Origin of the sequence: Wolbachia endosymbiont of Mansonella ozzardi (assembly GCF_020278625.1) — a bacterium.
In the GTDB taxonomy this organism is placed as follows: domain Bacteria; phylum Pseudomonadota; class Alphaproteobacteria; order Rickettsiales; family Anaplasmataceae; genus Wolbachia.
Genome location: NZ_JADAKK010000013.1, coordinates 4,047 through 21,631, shown reverse-complemented (window position 1 = coordinate 21,631; position 17,585 = coordinate 4,047). Strand labels below are relative to the sequence as shown.

Annotated in this window: 16 protein-coding genes and 4 pseudogenes; 6 read left to right on the top strand and 14 right to left on the bottom strand. The window is 35.2% G+C overall.

Translation table 11 applies throughout. From position 1 onward, the window contains the following. Positions 1 to 157: 157 nt before the first annotated feature. Complete coding sequence (rsmD, locus tag IHO40_RS02075) at positions 158 to 706, bottom strand: 16S rRNA (guanine(966)-N(2))-methyltransferase RsmD (protein WP_225536527.1); 549 nt, start codon at positions 704 to 706, stop codon at positions 158 to 160. A 614-nt stretch (positions 707 to 1,320) separates the two neighbouring features. Further along, positions 1,321 to 2,013, bottom strand: coding sequence for an isoprenoid biosynthesis glyoxalase ElbB (gene elbB, locus IHO40_RS02070; RefSeq protein ID WP_225536526.1), 693 nt, complete (start codon positions 2,011 to 2,013; stop codon positions 1,321 to 1,323). Between the two features lie 148 nt (positions 2,014 to 2,161). Between elbB and IHO40_RS02065 the strand changes: the two genes are divergently transcribed. The 3 genes from IHO40_RS02065 (at position 2,162) to IHO40_RS02055 (ending at position 3,150) form a co-directional block, all read left to right on the top strand. Further along, positions 2,162 to 2,383 carry an SMP domain-containing protein gene (locus IHO40_RS02065; RefSeq protein WP_225536525.1) on the top strand — a complete coding sequence of 74 codons (222 nt, stop codon included), beginning with the start codon at positions 2,162 to 2,164 and terminating at the stop codon, positions 2,381 to 2,383. A 51-nt stretch (positions 2,384 to 2,434) separates the two neighbouring features. Further along, the gene (locus IHO40_RS02060) at positions 2,435 to 2,767 is read left to right on the top strand and encodes a hypothetical protein (protein WP_225536524.1); all 333 of its coding nucleotides are present in this window, start codon (positions 2,435 to 2,437) and stop codon (positions 2,765 to 2,767) included. Between the two features lie 242 nt (positions 2,768 to 3,009). Further along, positions 3,010 to 3,150, top strand: a complete 141-nt coding sequence (locus IHO40_RS02055) for a hypothetical protein (RefSeq protein WP_225536523.1) — start codon at positions 3,010 to 3,012, stop codon at positions 3,148 to 3,150. 17 nt (positions 3,151 to 3,167) lie between these two features. On the opposite strand, the gene IHO40_RS02050 is transcribed toward IHO40_RS02055, so the two are convergent. From IHO40_RS02050 to IHO40_RS02030, 5 genes are all read right to left on the bottom strand, one after another. After that, on the bottom strand, positions 3,168 to 4,631 hold the full coding sequence (locus tag IHO40_RS02050; RefSeq protein ID WP_410543351.1) for a leucyl aminopeptidase: 1,464 nt from the start codon (positions 4,629 to 4,631) through the stop codon (positions 3,168 to 3,170). Positions 4,632 to 4,755: 124 nt separating this feature from the next. After that, positions 4,756 to 5,406 (bottom strand): protocatechuate 3,4-dioxygenase, encoded by a 651-nt coding sequence (locus tag IHO40_RS02045; RefSeq protein WP_225536529.1) that lies wholly within the window; start codon positions 5,404 to 5,406, stop codon positions 4,756 to 4,758. 60 nt (positions 5,407 to 5,466) lie between these two features. Beyond that, a complete protein-coding gene (locus tag IHO40_RS02040) occupies positions 5,467 to 5,625 on the bottom strand; it encodes a hypothetical protein (RefSeq protein ID WP_225536521.1) in 159 nt (52 codons plus the stop codon). Between the two features lie 348 nt (positions 5,626 to 5,973). Next, positions 5,974 to 6,102 (bottom strand): type B 50S ribosomal protein L36, encoded by a 129-nt coding sequence (gene ykgO, locus IHO40_RS02035; RefSeq protein WP_225536520.1) that lies wholly within the window; start codon positions 6,100 to 6,102, stop codon positions 5,974 to 5,976. Between the two features lie 69 nt (positions 6,103 to 6,171). Continuing rightward, the gene (locus IHO40_RS02030) at positions 6,172 to 6,990 is read right to left on the bottom strand and encodes a pyruvate, water dikinase regulatory protein (protein ID WP_225536519.1); all 819 of its coding nucleotides are present in this window, start codon (positions 6,988 to 6,990) and stop codon (positions 6,172 to 6,174) included. Positions 6,991 to 7,209: 219 nt separating this feature from the next. On the opposite strand from IHO40_RS02030, the gene truA reads away from it, so the two are divergent. Beyond that, on the top strand, positions 7,210 to 7,947 hold the full coding sequence (gene truA, locus IHO40_RS02025) for a tRNA pseudouridine(38-40) synthase TruA (RefSeq protein WP_225536518.1): 738 nt from the start codon (positions 7,210 to 7,212) through the stop codon (positions 7,945 to 7,947). Between the two features lies 1 nt (position 7,948). On the opposite strand, the gene dnaN is transcribed toward truA, so the two are convergent. The 5 genes and pseudogenes from dnaN to IHO40_RS02000 all read right to left on the bottom strand — a co-directional run bounded on the left by dnaN (position 7,949) and on the right by IHO40_RS02000 (position 11,877). After that, positions 7,949 to 9,097 (bottom strand): DNA polymerase III subunit beta, encoded by a 1,149-nt coding sequence (dnaN, locus tag IHO40_RS02020; protein WP_225536517.1) that lies wholly within the window; start codon positions 9,095 to 9,097, stop codon positions 7,949 to 7,951. 204 nt (positions 9,098 to 9,301) lie between these two features. Then, complete coding sequence (locus IHO40_RS02015) at positions 9,302 to 9,478, bottom strand: hypothetical protein (RefSeq protein WP_225536516.1); 177 nt, start codon at positions 9,476 to 9,478, stop codon at positions 9,302 to 9,304. 194 nt (positions 9,479 to 9,672) lie between these two features. After that, positions 9,673 to 10,302 carry a hypothetical protein gene (locus IHO40_RS02010; protein ID WP_225536515.1) on the bottom strand — a complete coding sequence of 210 codons (630 nt, stop codon included), beginning with the start codon at positions 10,300 to 10,302 and terminating at the stop codon, positions 9,673 to 9,675. Between the two features lie 456 nt (positions 10,303 to 10,758). Continuing rightward, positions 10,759 to 11,004, bottom strand: coding sequence for a hypothetical protein (locus tag IHO40_RS02005; protein WP_225536514.1), 246 nt, complete (start codon positions 11,002 to 11,004; stop codon positions 10,759 to 10,761). Positions 11,005 to 11,070: 66 nt separating this feature from the next. Then, positions 11,071 to 11,877, bottom strand: a pseudogene (locus IHO40_RS02000) (phage portal protein). Between the two features lie 950 nt (positions 11,878 to 12,827). On the opposite strand from IHO40_RS02000, the gene lipB reads away from it, so the two are divergent. Further along, complete coding sequence (gene lipB / locus IHO40_RS01995) at positions 12,828 to 13,445, top strand: lipoyl(octanoyl) transferase LipB (protein WP_225536513.1); 618 nt, start codon at positions 12,828 to 12,830, stop codon at positions 13,443 to 13,445. Further along, a pseudogene (locus IHO40_RS01990) lies at positions 13,445 to 14,454 on the top strand (LD-carboxypeptidase). Before lipB ends, IHO40_RS01990 begins: the two are co-directional and overlap by 1 nt. A gap of 211 nt (positions 14,455 to 14,665) precedes the next feature. Here the strand turns inward: IHO40_RS01990 and IHO40_RS01985 are convergent. Together IHO40_RS01985 and IHO40_RS01980 are read right to left on the bottom strand one after the other, a co-directional pair. Next, positions 14,666 to 15,521 (bottom strand): annotated as a pseudogene (locus IHO40_RS01985) (Rpn family recombination-promoting nuclease/putative transposase). A 698-nt stretch (positions 15,522 to 16,219) separates the two neighbouring features. Continuing rightward, a pseudogene (locus tag IHO40_RS01980) lies at positions 16,220 to 17,496 on the bottom strand (protein TolB). Positions 17,497 to 17,585: the final 89 nt, after the last annotated feature.

Below are 17,585 nucleotides of genomic sequence, written 5' to 3'. Positions count from 1 at the left end.
GTCGTAGATTTTGTGTTTTTTTGATTATTCCTGACTATCATAAAAAGGGCTATAAACCTAATGGAGGATTTTATCTAGAAAATTACTCTAAGGGTGATGTTTCCAAAAGTTTGACACAAATAGAATTGAAATTCATAAATGAAAGGTGTACGCAAGTTTAAGTTGATAGGGAAAGAAAAATTATTCTTGCTATGCCGTAAGTGCGCTCCAAGACTATATTAAAATTTTTATTGCACTGAAAATCTTCGTTTTTCCTAATCTCTAGAATTATCAATGCATCATCACTCAGCCAGCCTGAGTGAGCTAACCCTTCCAAAGTTGAATGGACTAGATTGCTATTGTAAGGTGGATCTATAAAAACTATGTTGCATCGTGAAATGGGTTTTGGTAATTTGTCAGCGCTGCAGCAAATTAGTGTAATATCGTCCGTAGTTCCAAGATTTTCTGCCGTTTTCTTAGGCAATTGCAAATTGTAGTAATCTGAATCTACCATGAATGCATGTTTAGCACCGCGGGAAAGTGCTTCAAATGAAAAAGAGCCACTTCCGCAGAATAAATCAAGCACATTTGAGTTATGAATAGGCTTTTTTGAAAAAAGTATGTTGAATATTGCTTCCCGGACAACACCCATGGTAGGCCGTGCGGCCGAATGCTTACCTGTGGCTATCTTTCTTCCACGATATTTTCCTGCAATAATGCGCAGCATACTAAATAAGCTCCAAATTAGCTAATTATTCAGTAGTACATGATTAGTGTCAATATAACTCTGGCAGTTAATTATATCAATTCCACTACACAGAAAGCAGGTAGACAACAGTGGAAAGAAGCTACACAATAGAAACGAAAAAACTACTTGACAAATTCCTCCAGCTTTCTTGCCATGATATTAAAGCTATTATTTATCTTTAGTCCGTACAGATTAAACGATAAAAAACTCAATGTACTTGGCTTTTTATGTTTAATTCTTTGCACTATGTGCACCTCACATCTTTATAAACTTTTTAGGTTTTTACCTAATATAAGCTAAAATACGCTTGTTAAAGCGTTTAAGACAGTAAAAACGCCAATTTAAAAAGATAGATAGTGAAAGCTAGCTAACAGTTTTTTTTGCCTTTTTTTTATTTAATAAATTTCTTAAATATTACTACTAAAGTAGTACCTTGGTCCCAGTGTCACGCACTGGGATGACAAGAGAAGAAGTACTGGGATGAAAGAAAATGGAGCTACTTGGATAATAGGAAAAGGGGTGCTGGAATGGCACTCTTGTTGACTGGTAAAACGGTATCTTTCATTTGCCCTATTTACCATTAGAATTTGGTATTAATTTCCTCTGTTGATCTTTTTTACCATGCTGTCAATCATATGTTTTATACCTTGATATACAGAGTACGTACCTTCGTCGCTACGCATATAAGCAGAACAGGAAAATACATTATGTTCTTCGTCTTCTATTGACAACTCTGTATCGCACTTTATATGCTCGCCACCAAGCTTTTCTATCAACTTTTCTCTGTCATCCCCTATAGTCACCTTAATTTTATTTCCTCTTTTGCCTATTTTATTGCTTAAAATAAAAACAACCACCGCTGGAGATATACATATCGCCCCTATTGGCTTTTTTGCAACAAAAAATTCTGAAACTAATCTTTCAAATTCGGGTATTACTGTTGCCATGTCTTTACCTTCAGCTAGGTCAGATAAATTTTTCACAACTCCATATCCGCCGGGTACAACTAGCATGTCAAAATCTTTAGCTTTGGCTTCCTTTAGGTTATATATTTCACCTCTTGCAATTCTTGCTGCTTCTACAAGTACATTCCTCTTCTCTTTTACTTCCTCTTTTGTTTTGTGGTTCATAACCTGTTTGATATCAATATCAGGTGCAAAGCATTTAACTTCCACTTCCTGCTGATCAAGTACGAGCAAGCTTAAAACAGCTTCTCTCACCTCTACACCGTCGAGGTGACCACATCCTGATAAAACCACAGCAGCTTTTAATTTTTTTTCACCCATAGAGCACCTTGTTTTCATATAATTTAGATTGTAGTACAAATTCCGTGTTTGAAAAGGAGTAATTATATTAACTACTTCATAGTAATGATGATGTAATTAATAATTGGTATATATAATTATGCATATTCATAACTGATAGGAATTGAATATGGTACAAGGTGGTGCAACAAGCGCAGGCAGTGAACACCTTGCTCAAGGCTTAGTTGAATTTATTCAAGGAAATGACAGCTTGAAAGAAGCAGCAGAAAGTTTTTTAAAAAATGCAAATATAACAGATGTAGATTTGGCTGATTCAGAAAAAGTAATTGAATTATTAAATTGCGACAAGGGTAGAGATTTTTTAGATGCTATATTAAAAAAATTATCATAAGAAGAGACACTCAAAGAACTAGCTGAGCAAATTGGTAAAGATCGGGTAATGATGGAAAAGTTCGAAGCCTTAGATAACCAGCTGTCAACTCAAGGAGTTATAGGTGGAGCAGCTATTACGACACTAACAGGTGCACTAGCGTGTACATTAGCAATAGGAGGAATGGCTCGTGCGTTAATGAGTGATGCGTTAGCATTAGCTGGGTTTGTAGCACTAGTGGCTATAGCTGCTATTAGTTATGTTATATATCAACATAGAGGTGAGATAAAAGAAGGTGCTGAGCCTTTAGGGAAAGCAGTGAAAAGTTTTGCGAAAAATATAATTGATAAATTATCTGTAATTCAGATTCAAGACAGAGATAAAAATTTTTATAAATTATATTAGGAATCACCTCAACTTGTTTTATGTGCCAGAAGTGAAGAAATAAAAAACATTCAGAATAAGGCAAAGGTAATAGAAGTGCTCCAAAAAGAGCAACGGTCTGCTATAGAAAAATTAGTGGAAGAGGAAGAGATTAAAGATTTTTCGAAAGAGGATATGAAAAGGCTCGTAGAAAAAGGTCTTAGTACTCACTAAACTGATAAGAAAGCACTTGGGGAGCTTTTGGAGAAATTTCGCCTGAAATTATGAAAATTGGTAACGGTGACATAAAAGAGGTAGAGAAAAAAGTTAATGATAAAGTGAAAGAAATGAAGCTACCAGGCTCTAAAGTAAAAAATCCAATTGCAACAGAGCCCAGGAAAGACCCCAAACCTATAGCTTTCTAAATTTTAGCATTAAGGCTTCAATTACCTGTTTCGTAGTACTTTTCAACCAATTTATTAAGCAACCTTATACCAAAACCCACCGCTCCTTTTGGAGAAATATCAGTGCCTTTTTCATGCCAAGCCGTGCCTGCAATGTCTAAATGTGCCCAGCAAGTGTTATTCACAAAACGTTGTAAAAATTGTGCGGCCATTATGCTATCTCCACCAGAGCCTGCAGGAGCGACGTTTTGAACATCAGCAATCGGCGAGTCAATAATTTTATCGTAAGCCTCATTCATAGGAAAACGCCACAACTTCTCGTTTACCTCATTCCCTACATCAATAAGACGACTTGCTAATTTATCATTATTGGAAAAAAGACCAGCATATTCATTATTTCCAAGCGCAACCACTATAGCGCCAGTTAGAGTTGCAAGATCAACCATAAACTTAGGTGAGAATCTGTTCTGAGTATACCATAAAGCATCCGCAAGTATGAGCCTTCCTTCTGCATCGGTGTTTAATACTTCTATTGTCTGCCCAGACATTGAAGTCACTATGTCGCTTGGCCTTTGGGCATTACCGTCCACTGCATTTTCTGCAAGTGCAACTACGCCAATTGCATTTACTTTCGCTTTTCGTCCAGCTAGAGTACGCATCACCCCAACCACAGTAGCAGAACCTGCCATGTCGTATTTCATTGACTCCATGCCACGCGAAGGCTTAAGTGACACTCCACCAGTATCAAACGTTATACCTTTACCCACAAAAGCTACAGGCTGTTGTTCCTTGGAAGTTCCATTCCATTTAATCACTACCAATTTTGGCTCTTTACTACTTCCTTGTGCTACCCCAAGCAATGCTCTCATTTTTTTCTCTTCCATCTGCTTCTTACCAAGCACCTCGATTTCAAGGCCAAGCTTGGTAAGTTCGGTTTTTATATAATCAGCATAGGATTCTGGATATAAAACATTAGGCGGTTCAGTGGTAAGGGCGCGTGCCAGAAATATGCCTTCACCTTCTTGTCTCAAACGTTCAAATGATTTTTCAGCACTACTGAATTGCTCATCTTTCGCTAGCACTGTAATCTCTTCTACTTCTGTAACTTTTTCATCCTTTTTGGTTTTATACTTATCAAACTTAAAACTACGCAAAAATGCACCGTATGCAACATTTGCTGCATTGCCTTCGGTTAAAATTGCTGCTTGCTTGATTTTTAATCTGCTTAGTTCGCAATATATTTTTCCGCCAATATTTAATTCTTTGTCTTCATCCCATTCATCTCTCTTGCCAAGCCTGGCAACTATAACATTCTTTTTCTCTGATGAAGTAATGGAGAAAAATTCACCAAAACCTCCATTGAAATCACTAAATCTTTTGATGTTATCTACAATTTGCTTGTCTTGTAAAGCCTTAACGTTACTCATAAATTCATCATTTTCAAACAAACCTACTACTAGCGTTTCAAAATCAGGTAAAGCCTTAGAAATTGTTATCTTCATTGTTGACATCTCCGTTGCAAATAATTGTAAGCTGCACATAAAAGATTAGTAAAATGCTTTTCATATACATTTTAAGTACAATAGCGCTTAAGGTTACTATGAACTCTCCTGACATGCAAGGGTTTTATCTTTTATTAGAAAACTTGTTACATCCACTTAAGGTGATATTAAATGTGTAGGTCTTAATGGCCCGATCATTATAATTAAATGGTGCTATTAGAAGGCTTGCAAGCCCATTATCAATAAGATCCCCAAGAACAGAATCAGCATAGTTGTCACAGTTATGGTCAGCAAAGAACATTTGTGTTGTGAACTCTGGAAAATCTGGATGTTGAACCAAAAAGTTGATGTGTGGAGCCCTATCACCGATCTTACCAGGTGCTATTGTAATAAAGTTATAATAGCCAAGGTTATTTACTATAAATCTTCCTGATCCGGCAAAATTTGGATCAAGCTTATCATCCTCCACATTCTCGTCATAATGGTTTATGCCGTATGAATTCGCGTGCCATATAGAAACTACAGCGTTTTGTATTGGCAAACAGTTTACATCAGTAACTCTACCCACTATGCTTACCAATTCCCCTGTTGCGCTACTTGGAGAACCAGGTTTTCTTCTTAAATTATTTGAAGAGTTAAAGCTTTTTGGTTTTGCATCAAGATCATAAATCTCTGGGGTTTCAACACAATTGAGTAAAATAGGATCGGCCGCAAATGATGGCAACCAAAACATAGCCTGTATAAAAAGCGCTAATAAGATATTTTTCACTTTCATCTCGTTTATAATGCCTGCACTTGGATTATAGCGTTTTTTTTCTTTCATTTAAAGATGTTGCTATTCCATATCAAGAATAACCATTAGCTCCTTAGGGCTCACATAACCCAGAGCATTTCTTGCTTGTTCATCAAGCAGGCCCAAATCTAAGCTTTTTTCATATAGGTCGAACACTTTATTACTCAACTTTTCCCTTTCAAAAGATATATTCTTTAGCAAAAGTTTACTGTACTCTATCTCTTTTTTTTATCCATTAATGCTGATAAGCCACGTTTACCCGTAATCGTACTGATACTAAAATATAGTGTAAGAGAAGAAATGAGCAAAGCTGTACTTAAACACATTAACCTCTTCTTATTCCTAAATACAAACACCATACTTTTACATATGAGAAGCTAAAAAAACGTATAACATGAAAAAGTGAACAAAAAACTAAGCACCTTAGTTACAGCTTAGAACCCTTTTATCGCAAGCTAAGCGCGGATATACGACTGACAGAGTATTCTAGCCACTGTTTGCCTCAAGGCAACCAATAATCCCCTTTCATAATCAATTTATGGCTGATACTCAAGAACCCTGGCGGGCTTTGCACCTTGGCTTTACTTTATTTATAACGTAAATTTTACCATTCCTTGTCACAACTTTACAGTTTTTATCTCTGCTGCGATGGGACTTTAGTGAGCCTTTCACTTTCATAACTATAGCGAAAACCAAATTACTTTATATTATGGTTACTTACAAGGAGTTAGTCAATTGATAAATTTATCACATTCTGTTAAAATATTGTATAATCGTTGCTGACACTTCTTCGATCGACTTTTGTGTTACATCGATAATTGGCCAATTGTTTTGTTTAAAAAGCTCCTCTGCTTTTTTAATTTCTTTTTCTACTTTCTCAGGGTCAGCGTATACATTATTATCTTCGTTATTAATTGAAGCAAGCCTATTTTTGCGTATTTCCACCAGCCTACTTGTATCTACTGTTAGCCCTATTGTCAGCTTGTTTTCTAACTTTGCTAAATCAACATAAAAGGGTATCTCATTAACAAAGGGGATATTCGCAACCCTATAGCCCCGATAAGCTAAATACATACTGGTGGGAGACTTTGATGTACGCGAAACTCCAACCAAGATTATGTCTGCCTTATCAATATCTTGAATATTTTGTCCGTCATCATGATTAATAGTGTAGTTTATTGCCTCAATGCGCTGAAAATACTCATTATTTATCTCAGTATGCAAGTCAAGGTTTTCGTCTTTTTCAATTTCAAGATAGGAAGAAATTTCTCTAATGATATGTGATAATATTGCTCGATAGGGAATTTCCAATTTTATACAGTTATCTTTTAAATATTTCCTTAGCTCATCGTCAGTAATAGTACATATAACAAAGTGATGCTCGTCACTTTTCTTACCGATTTCCTCCAAAATTCTATCAATTTGTTCTTCTTTTTTCACAAGAGACCAAACATATTCAATTGTTTCTACAGAACGAAAGTGTTTCAGAGCTGATTTTGCAACTGATATAACAGTTTCACCACTTGAATCTGATACTAAGTGTAGATTAAGCTTTTTAAAGTTCATATATTATATAGTATTATACTATGTAATAGTACAGACTCAAGCAATCTGCTACTGAAATTGCATAAAATTGTAATTTTAGGATCAGTTATGTATCATCCAAGTAGAACACACCATATAAATTTGTCTAAACCTCCAGCTGCATCCAAAAAGTACTCTTTATTAATTTATCTTATTACCAGCAAGATTTGGTATAAGATAGAAAATTAGATAGATTTTGCAGTGCGATACAAAATAACGATAGAATATAACGGTAGTAGTTTCTCTGGCTGGCAGAAACAGCAACACTCTGTTGACTCAATCCAGGAGACCATAGAAAATGCTATATTTAATTTCAGTGGCGAGGAAGTCACTTTGCACTGCAGTGGCAGGACTGATGCGGGAGTTCATGCTTTAGGGCAAGTTGCTCATTTTGATATGGAGAGGGAATTTGAACTTTACAGAATAAGGAACGCAATAAACTATCACTTAAAATCGATTCCTATAGTTGTGCTTAATGTAGAAGTTGTAGATGATGGGTTTCACGCACGATTCTCAGCAAAAAAAAAACACTATGAATATAGAATAATTAATCGTTATGCCCCTGCAGCTTTGGAAGCTGGTTATGTATGGCAAGTGTTTAGCCCACTTGACGTAAACATCATACGTGAAGCGGCTAAATATCTGCTTGGAAAGCACAACCTTTCAAGTTTCCGCTCAAAAGACTGTCAAGCTGTAAATCCGGTAAGAACAATTGATAATATCGAGATAGTACAAAAGGGGAGTCATATATACATCAAAATATCTGCAATTTCCTTTTTACATAACCAAGTGAGGATCATTGTCGGCACTTTGGTTGAATTTGGAAAAAATAGAACTAATCCACAAGAGATGCTAAATATATTAAACCAACGTAAAAGAAATGCTGCTGGAGTTACTGCACCACCTTGCGGTTTATATTTGGTAAAGATAGACTACTAGCTTAAGTCCTAATTGGCATTACTATATATAATGCATTTGGGTCATCTTCATCAATGATAATCGTAGCACTATTGCCATCTGACAAGCTAAACTTACATTTATTTTTTATGCAGGACAAAACATCAAGCAAATAGCGTGAATTAAACCCTATGGACATAGGAGCTTCATTATAATCTACCTCTATGGATTCAGTTGCATCACTGCACTCTTGGGAGTTTGAGTTTAGAGTTAATAATTTTTCTCGTAACGAAAACCTAATGAATTTTATTTTATCGGATACAACAACGGAAACCCGATCTATAACACTAGCTAGCTTGCCACTCTCAACAACCATTTGTCTATCTTGAGATGCCGGAATAACAGTTTTATAATCTGGAAAAGTTCCATCTATTAATTTTGATATTAAAATATACTTACCACATGTGAATTTGATTTTTCTATCTGAGAGCTTTATATTAATTTCATTACAATCATCCAATACTTTTAGCAACTCCATGACAGCTTTACGTGGGATTATCACACCAAATTTACCGTTGATATTTTCAGGTTTAGGCCTCTTTACACACGATAAACGGTGACCATCGGTTGCAGCGCAATACAGAAATTGTTCATCTGTATGCAAGTATATCCCATTCAAATTGTATCTTGTATCGTCTAGTGACACAGCAAACTTCGTTTTAGTTAATAAGTCTACCAAATCCGCACTCAGCAGAGTAAAATCATATTTGTGATTTCCTTCCTCAAGAACAGGAAAGTTATTTGAAACTACACTTGGTAAAGAAAAGTTTGCATTTCCGCAAGATATCAATAATTTCCCTTGATCATTCATTCCGAAATTAATATCCAAATCAGTTGGCAACTTCTTCACTATGTCGTGCAAAGTATGTGCTGAGATTTTTACTTCTCCTTCCGCTGACACATCTGCAGCAAGTGAGGCAAATATTGAAATGTCAAGATCGGTGGCCTTTAGTTTTATGCTGTCATGTTGTGCTTTGATATTTATACATGCTAAAACATCTATTGTATTACGCCTTTCAACCACCCCGCTTACTCTGGATAGCGTATTTAAAAGACTTGCGCGGCTGACGCTAAAACACATTTTCTCATACAAAGCTTGCTCTTTAATTTCTACACCCGCAATCTCTGACATATTAACTCTCAAAAATATATTTCAAATGATATCCAAATCCTATGTAAAGTAAAGTGCTATTTTACCGGCAAAAGGCACTCGTTGTATATTTAAGTACAAACATTTTTAAGCATAGACCTAACTTATGTGAATTACCCTAAATTGAGAGCTCCTCTTGAAGTTGTTCAGCACTTGAGTTGTTAAGCTTCTGCTTGTAGTGCTATTTTATAACAAGTCTTTTTGTACATATGAAACAATGGGCTTAACAATAAGCAATGCAATTAATGCAACCACAGCTACAGAAATAATTAACGCTATATTTGAATTTACAATAACAAAACCAATACAAGCAACAGTTGCCGGACCAGCAATTGGAAGTAAGGCTTTATTTACAAATTTCACTAACTGCACCTTCCACTTTTTTGGCTTTTTCCCTAAATGTTTTTACCATCATCTACTGTCCAGGTTATAGAATCTTTACCCTCAATGTTTTTGCCATTATCTATTTGCCCAAACTGTAGGGTCTCTACCATCAAGTTTTTTACCTGTTTCTATTGTCCAAGTCAATGGATCTTTAAATTGAGAATTAAAAAGTGCTAGTAAATTACAGCAAGACTCTGAATATTATTCTCAATTTCTGTTATAACATGTAGCACTTCTGAATATTCTCTCATAGTCTGAATTTGATTCTGTAACCTCTGCTTAAAGTAACTACCTAAATTATTACCTATGTCAGACACAAATTCCCTAGACTTAGCTGAATAACTAAACACCTCTTCACAAAAAACTGGCGGTAAAATACTAGATAGATATCTAAGAGTAAACTTCATTTTAGGATTTAGAAGTTGATTTAAATTACTAGCTTTTTTGTCTATTAACCTGTCAATCAGCTCCTTATTTTCAGACATAGTCTTAACATGCGTGCTTAATTCGAACGCTAATCTTTTATAATCCAGTTCAATTCCATATAAGGTTTTAAAGTCAAGCACAAGCAATGGAATTTTGCTACAGTGGTTAACACAGAAGTTAAAGAGACCACCATGGTCAATTTTTGCCCAGAGTTTTTCTTTTACCTTTTTACCCTTTACATTTTCATATTCTTTTTCTGTCACGCCAAGGTTTTCTGTTTGCATAATGTCATCTTCCCCAAGCAACATTTGAGCAGCTAATATTTTTTCAAAACCTTTTGCATCTTGGTAATTTTTGCCTTTTTCCTTAAGATTCACTAATGTTGTAAAACTTATCCAAAAACTTTGATCTCAAGTGAAGTTAATCTTGATCTTTCTCTTGCTCAATGCATTCTCTAAATTCATTACTACTATCAGTAAATCTTTTTTCTGGCAAATTATTATTTGTTACTAACTTAATAACCGGAGCTCCATCATATAAAAACAGCTTATATAAATCACAGTAATATATTTTCCAATAAAATCGGCAATATTCAGATCATCATAACATATATTACTTTCTACCTGCTGCTATGATGAATCAAGAAGACCATCTATTGTATAATCTGACAAACCGCATGGTTTTGCAATTTTATAGCTTTTCTTGATCTTTTGTAGAAGGATTTTCTGAACTGCTCTAATTTAGACTGCTTTCTCTCTCCTATCAGAGTGTGGTTTAAAACAGACTTAACCATGAAAGTCGCTGTATCGCTTTCACCATACTGGTGCTCTGCCTCAAAATCCTGAACTACAACCTGTTTCTTTTTCCCCTATTTTGTTAAACTCACTAGGAGGTTGAAGTGTTCTATCATGGAAATGTTTTTCTAAGATTTCTATATTCCTTCTCTTGTTTTTCTTAAATTCTTCTTCCGCTGCTTCTAACTTTTTCTTTTCCTTTTCAATCGAGTCTTTTATAAATTGATCCCATTGTTCTTGATTAAACTGACCTAATTCTTCCGATTCATTTTGACTTTCTTGCATTGTCCCTGACGTAATTACCTCATATTAAAAAATATTCAATAATACTATTAAATTTAATAATATATATTAAACTTTTAACCCATCATCACCCAGAAGCAACGACTGGCCAAATGCTTTCCTTTTTTCATTGATGGTCATGAAGCTCGTGTTTTTCACGTATTTCCACAGCTTTTGTCTCTTTTCATGAGAATTTCTATTGCATCTTTGTCGTATGACAAGCACAGATCTTTACCAAATCTCGGTGTTAGCCAAGAATTTAGGTGATAGACGATATTTTCCAGTGTTAGCAAAACCGTTTGCTTCCAAAGGGAAAGGTGTGCTTCGACCAAATTGCTGTAAGTGTTGTCGCCTGGTATGCTAAGCAACTGCGGTGGAACGCCAAAAGCCAGTGCAATATCGCAGGCTGAGCTGTGTTTGGGTTCAATAAAATCCATATCTCTTGACGATAGATTCATTTCTTTCCATCCAAGCGCCTCCTTCAAGCAATATTGGCCTTCCAGCGTTGACGGAGCTTGAGTAATGACCTGTTTTTCGACTCAATCATCAACACATAAGCATTGCCGCTAATTAATCGATAAGTCATAATTCCTTCAATGAACCCTAATTTTTATGTTATTGGGCTAGGAGAAGAAAGCAACTTCAGTGACGGATGGACTTTTAGTTGTGACTTTCCCCGCTTAGCGCGTTGGTAAAGAATAAAAGGTACTGAAGATACAGAATTTGCAATCATGTTGATTACTCAAAAGACAATAACATTTTTGACTAGCCTTCCTCAGCAAAACTTGCATATAAGCTCACTCCAACTTGGCTCCATTATGAGCTGCAAAGTAGAGTATTCATGTGCTTTTTCCTTTGAAAGATATTGAGATTCATATTTGTCCCCTGTTTGTTGAAAAAATTGAATTTGTTGAAAAATTGAAATTATGGTGGAATTATATAAATTGGTATCACACATATGAACGTCATGTTTGAAAACAATCTCTACACAGCAGTAAAAGGCAGGAGGGAATGATTAAAAAAATGAGCTTTTTTCTGAGCTGAGCGAAGCCACCTAAGATAGAGAATGGATCAGGAAGGAGTGCTGCATAATTAATTATGCTAGTAACTAGCTTTCCTATGTCTTATTGCACTAACTACTACCATACGTTCTATATTATTTCTTTCATAAATCACACGGTAATCATCTATTCATACTTTACGAGATCCTTTAAATTTGTATGACAAAGACTTCCCTATTTTCTCAGGATTAACTATGAAGTGCTCTTTATATGACTTTTTCAACTCTCAATCTTATTGTTTTTGGGAGAGCTGGAAAATCCGTTCTGTAACATCCTTTAGAAATTCAATTTTGTAGGGCTTTATTCCCACTTAACATCTTCAAGCTTAACTCTTTCTGCACCTGGGCATTTAGCAGCAAGTTCAGCTAGTGCCATATCTTTTTCCTCAATTTCAATTGCTTCTTGCATTAGCTCTTGCGCCAGATCTTGAATGGACTGTTTTTTATTCTAGCCAACTTAACAAGATACTCTAAAATTTCATTATTAAAAGTTATGCTGAATCTTGAGTCTGACGTATGTTTTACTAAAACCTACTACAACAATTATACGGAATTTCCCTGAATTTCTCAATAAAAGAAGTTACCTATATGTAAAGAAGATTTTGTGCACCTGTGTTGACAAACAAATGAAGATTTACCATAACTGGCTCTTGCTAATGGCACAGAAGTTAATGCATTACAAGATATCATTAGGAATAAAGAAAACTGTGGTCAGTGTTATGCATTGGGATGACATTAACAGATTTAAATAGCAAAGAAATGTAACATGGTAAAGTGGCTAGTATCTAATCAGCTTATCGATTATAACCATGCCGTAAAATTCATGGAAGTAAAAATTCAAAGAATTTACGATAGTTTATCTGATGAGCTAGTATGGCTGCTCCAGCACCCTCCGCTTTACACAGCAGGAATCAGCGCAACAGATGACGACATTGTTGAAAAATTATTTCCTGTATATAAAACAGGCAGGGGTGGTAAATATACATACCATGGCCCGGGTCAGCGCATTATATATCTAATGCTCAATCTTAAAAAAAGAAATAAATGCGATATAAGGCTATATATCAGAGATCTAAGTAATTGGATCATTAATGTTCTAAAGTACTTTAATACCAACGGAGAATTCAAAGAAGATAGAATAGGTATTTGGGTGAACAACAACGGAGTAGAAGGGAAAATAGCAGCTTTTGGCATTCGTGTAAGAAAATGGATAACTTACCATGGCATAGCACTTAACGTTTCTCCAGATCTTTCTCACTACAGAGGCATTATTCCTTGCGGGCTGAAAGATTATGGTGCTACATCAATGAAAGAACTAGGAGTCGAAGTTTCACTTTCTGAATTGGACGACATATTAAAAAAAGAGTTTCATAAGATATTTTAATGCGTTTCGTTATTGTTTACATTTTATACTTCTCCTTGTTTTATGTATTAACACGGGTGTCTGTGCAGTTGATCAAGTTGATATTATTTCTCCTTCTTCAAAGGGAAAAGAATCAGATCCAACTACCGTGAAAGAATATGTGGAAGCCTTGGATTTTTATCCCCATGTTTCGGAGAAAATACACAGTAACGATAGTCCATTTCACTCTAGATCCGACGAATTCAGAGCAAATGATTTGATTAGTGCCTTAACTGACGATAGCAAAATAACTTGGTGCATTAGAGGAGGAACAGGAGTTTCCCGGTTGATTTCCTATCTAGAAAAGTCACCCAATGATAAAAAAGAAAGAATTGCCTAAAAAATTCTCATGGGGTATAGCGATATAACTGTCTTACACATTTATCTACAAGCTAAATGCGATTGGCAAACTCTTTACAGTACCATGTTGGAAATAATAGTAAATAACTCCGTTTCTGATAGCTCTGTTGAAAATTAAAAGAGTTAATTCTGAACAAACGAGATTCCATTAGATTTGACAACTTAAAAATAATCGACAATGGTATAAAACTAAAAAACGGCAGATTAGAATCTAAAATTATTGGTGATAATATGACTTTAATTGAAAATAGCATAGGAACTGCTTGGCAAGTAAATGCAAAAGGCAAAATTTCATTTTTGGAAGACATAAGAGTTTATCCATATGCAATGGAGCGCAGCTTAGATCACCTAAAACAAGTTCATACTTTCGATGGAGCGCAAGCGGTGATTTTTGGTAGCTTTACTAATATTCCGGTAACGATAATCGATAATCTTATTGAAATCGTAAATAGAGGGATTTGCAAAAAGTGTCGACTTTCCGGTGTTCACAATTCAAGAAATAGGTCATAGGTATACAAACGATCCCTTATCTCTTAACACCCACACTACCATTGGCATTCAAGATGAAAAAGAAGGTATGTTTTTTATGGGTGTGCAGAATTTACAGATTGATTTACCTGCATTACAGTAGAATGGATGCATAATGTCAGTGCCATCCAAGTAACCTTATGCGTGACACTATTTGTTGCCTCAGCAACTAAAATATTAAGAAATTTACCAAGTAAAAAAAGCAAAAGAAGCCCTGTGGACAGTTTACTTCAAAATATATTGGTAGCTAAGCGGTTAACTCGTGACTTCTTCTCTGAGTTGGTACAATTTCAGCCCTAGGAAGGACCAGTAGTTTAAGCTATGATATCAACAGATACGCTAGCTTTAAGCAGGTTTTTAGCCACAGCAATTTTAGCCTATTTTTCACTCTCCTCTCTCTTCCGCCCTGCCTTTTTGATAATCGACGGAGATTCCTTTTTGTCTACCTCTTTCTTACCCAACTTAACACCCTCATCAAATTTTTAAGCAAAAGCAACTATCTCATCTATTATGCGTTTTTTCATTTGTTCATATGCTAGTAATTCTTCTTCCGACCAATTAAACTTATTCATCTCTTCATAAGCTCGTTTTATTTACGTCACTACCTACTATTTTATCTAGGTACTCTCCCCTTGTTTCTGCTGCATATCGAAAAAAATAACACCATTTTTCTACTATACTTTCCAGTTGATCTTCTTCCGTCTTTGTAAATTTTGGTAGTTCAACGAATACGAAATAGAAGTCCTTTAAGTCATGTTCATTGGTATTCTCATCCCGAATAGTATGATTTGATTTGTGCTTAGCCTTTATCTGGAAAAATAATACAATCAGCAACAGCTATGAAGATAATTTGCTTGAGTTTATGACAATCATCACCTTGATCCGCTTAACTTGAGTAAGCTTTAGTAGAATAATATTGAACGCGCTTTCTAAGCCTCTGGTCTTAGTAAGCTACATTTCTATAATATATCTGGAACCCTTGAGAGTCCTTACACAAAACATCGACAATACTCTGCTTTTTAGCGGCAATTTCAGGGTCCAGAATGGTAGCTAAAATCCAACGTCCTGAATTGCAGCTAAGCCAGCAAAGCCTAAAATATCATTTAAGAAATAAATAAGAATATCTTTATTCTTTTCAGTATCAAATACTCTTTTTAAGGTATAAGAAATACCTTAAAAAGCATTAAAATTATGCACTACTTCTTACAAATATTCAATCTTTTTGTTTTGGATGTGTTAAAAACAAGTGGCCTTGTGATTAGCAAAACCAGCTGATACTGGGCTTAATGCCAATTGGCTACATATACGTGACATCATTTATGTGTCTAGTCACAATTAGCACAAGAAATTTACTTAATGGAAAAAAAAGGTAAAAGAACCCCTGGCCATTGCCTATTTTTAGTATTGGCGTTTTTTTAAGTCTTAAACGCTGCAATTTAGCGACTTTTAAACTGCAACAGACCCTCAGTTTAAGCGCTGAGAAACTTACTAAACAGAAAAAAGGTAAAAGAATCCCGTGGTAGAAGTTACCCACTCTCTAATCCTAAAAATTGGCGTACTATATTGTCTTAAACGACTTATAAGCGCGTTTCAGCTTGCATAGGAAAAATCTAGAAGTCTAGGTGAAATTAATAAAGACATAAGATGTACATAGTGCAAAAAATTAAACATAAGAGACCAACAATAATACCCTTGTCGTTTAATCTGCACAGATGAAGATAACTGGACATCTCCAACCTTGGTAATTGGGCTGGAGGAATTTGTCAAGTAGTTTTTTTCATTTCTATTGCCCCCTATCTATTCTGAAAAGTTATTACCTTTTCATTTTCTCAACCAAACAATACCTACTCATGTCACTTATCTATTTTCTACTCCACCAGAGGCAGATGCGACCAATCTGGTAAATAGGTATTTGTTGGGGAGAAATTATTTTGTGATTCCTCTTACTAAGTCTACCGAATATAGTTTAGAATCGCTTAGTGATTTTGTTTTTGTAAAGATGGTTCCCCTGCCATTTGGTAGCCATGCTAGGGATTCGATTTTATATCCCTCTGAAAGTAGATGTTCTTTTTTGCCATCTGGCTACATAATTCCTATGTAAAATTCCCCAATTGGATCTTTGTAAAAGCTGTAAGATCCCAATTTGGCGACCAAATAGGTGTAGCGTACTTTCCACTTTCAAAACTAATTCTCTTAGGCTTTTTATTCTTTATTAGTAAAACCGATGATATATAGTTGCTGACTTCCACTCACACCAGAACTAAAGACCATATATTTCTGATCTGGGGAAAATAGAGAGAGAAGTGCTTATATCCAAACTTCTAGTGGTTTTTTCGTGCGCTTACTGTTCAAATCTAGAGACAACATATTTGCTTTACCATTAGATGAATGGGAGATTAAAAGAGATTTTCCGTCAGGAGAAAATTTCGGGGAGAGATTACTCCCTCGAAAGCACTAATTATTGACTCAGTACTGTCTTTTAGATTCTTCAATATTACGTAGCTTCTACTACCCAGATATTAGATGTAAATAATATTATCTCCACTTGATGCAAACCTTGGTGTTGACACAAATTTGTTGCCATTTGTTAAGTATTTTATATCACTTCCATCTTGATTCATAACAGCAATTCTGCGTATGGATTTGTAATTACTATCTTTTTCTTCAGCTATTTACGCTGTCTTCGTGTTAAAATGCCCTTTCTCACCAGTTAATCTATCATGTATCGCATCTGAAACAAAATGGGCAATCTTTCTCTAATCTTTTGCTGAAAAAACAACCGAATGAGTAAATAACTCCCTTTTTGTAAAAGAATCAAAACAAGTGTAACGATAACTCTAAGGCTTTATCTGATACTTCACTTAAACTCACTGTAGCCAACGTATCGCCACATGGTTTGTAAAGCGCGATTTTAGCTTCTGTACCACGTTTTACATTAAATAAGCTACAATTGGATAAATTTGCCTCAATTATCTTTGTGATGCTTTCGCTTAACTCACTCCCCAGCTCTGTTTTGCATGCACATTTTGGACACAACAAGGCTAATATTATCAACAGTGTTTTCTCTTATGTCAACATACAAAGCAACTTTAGCGAAGTAAGGAAGAAATAACGAAAGAAGTAATGTTAGCTGACGAGAATTCATTTCATACTTGTTCTATTTGGACTTTAATTATAGGCCTTTTTAGTAAATATTCATTTAAGATACTGAATATTGAACTCTCAATCTTATTT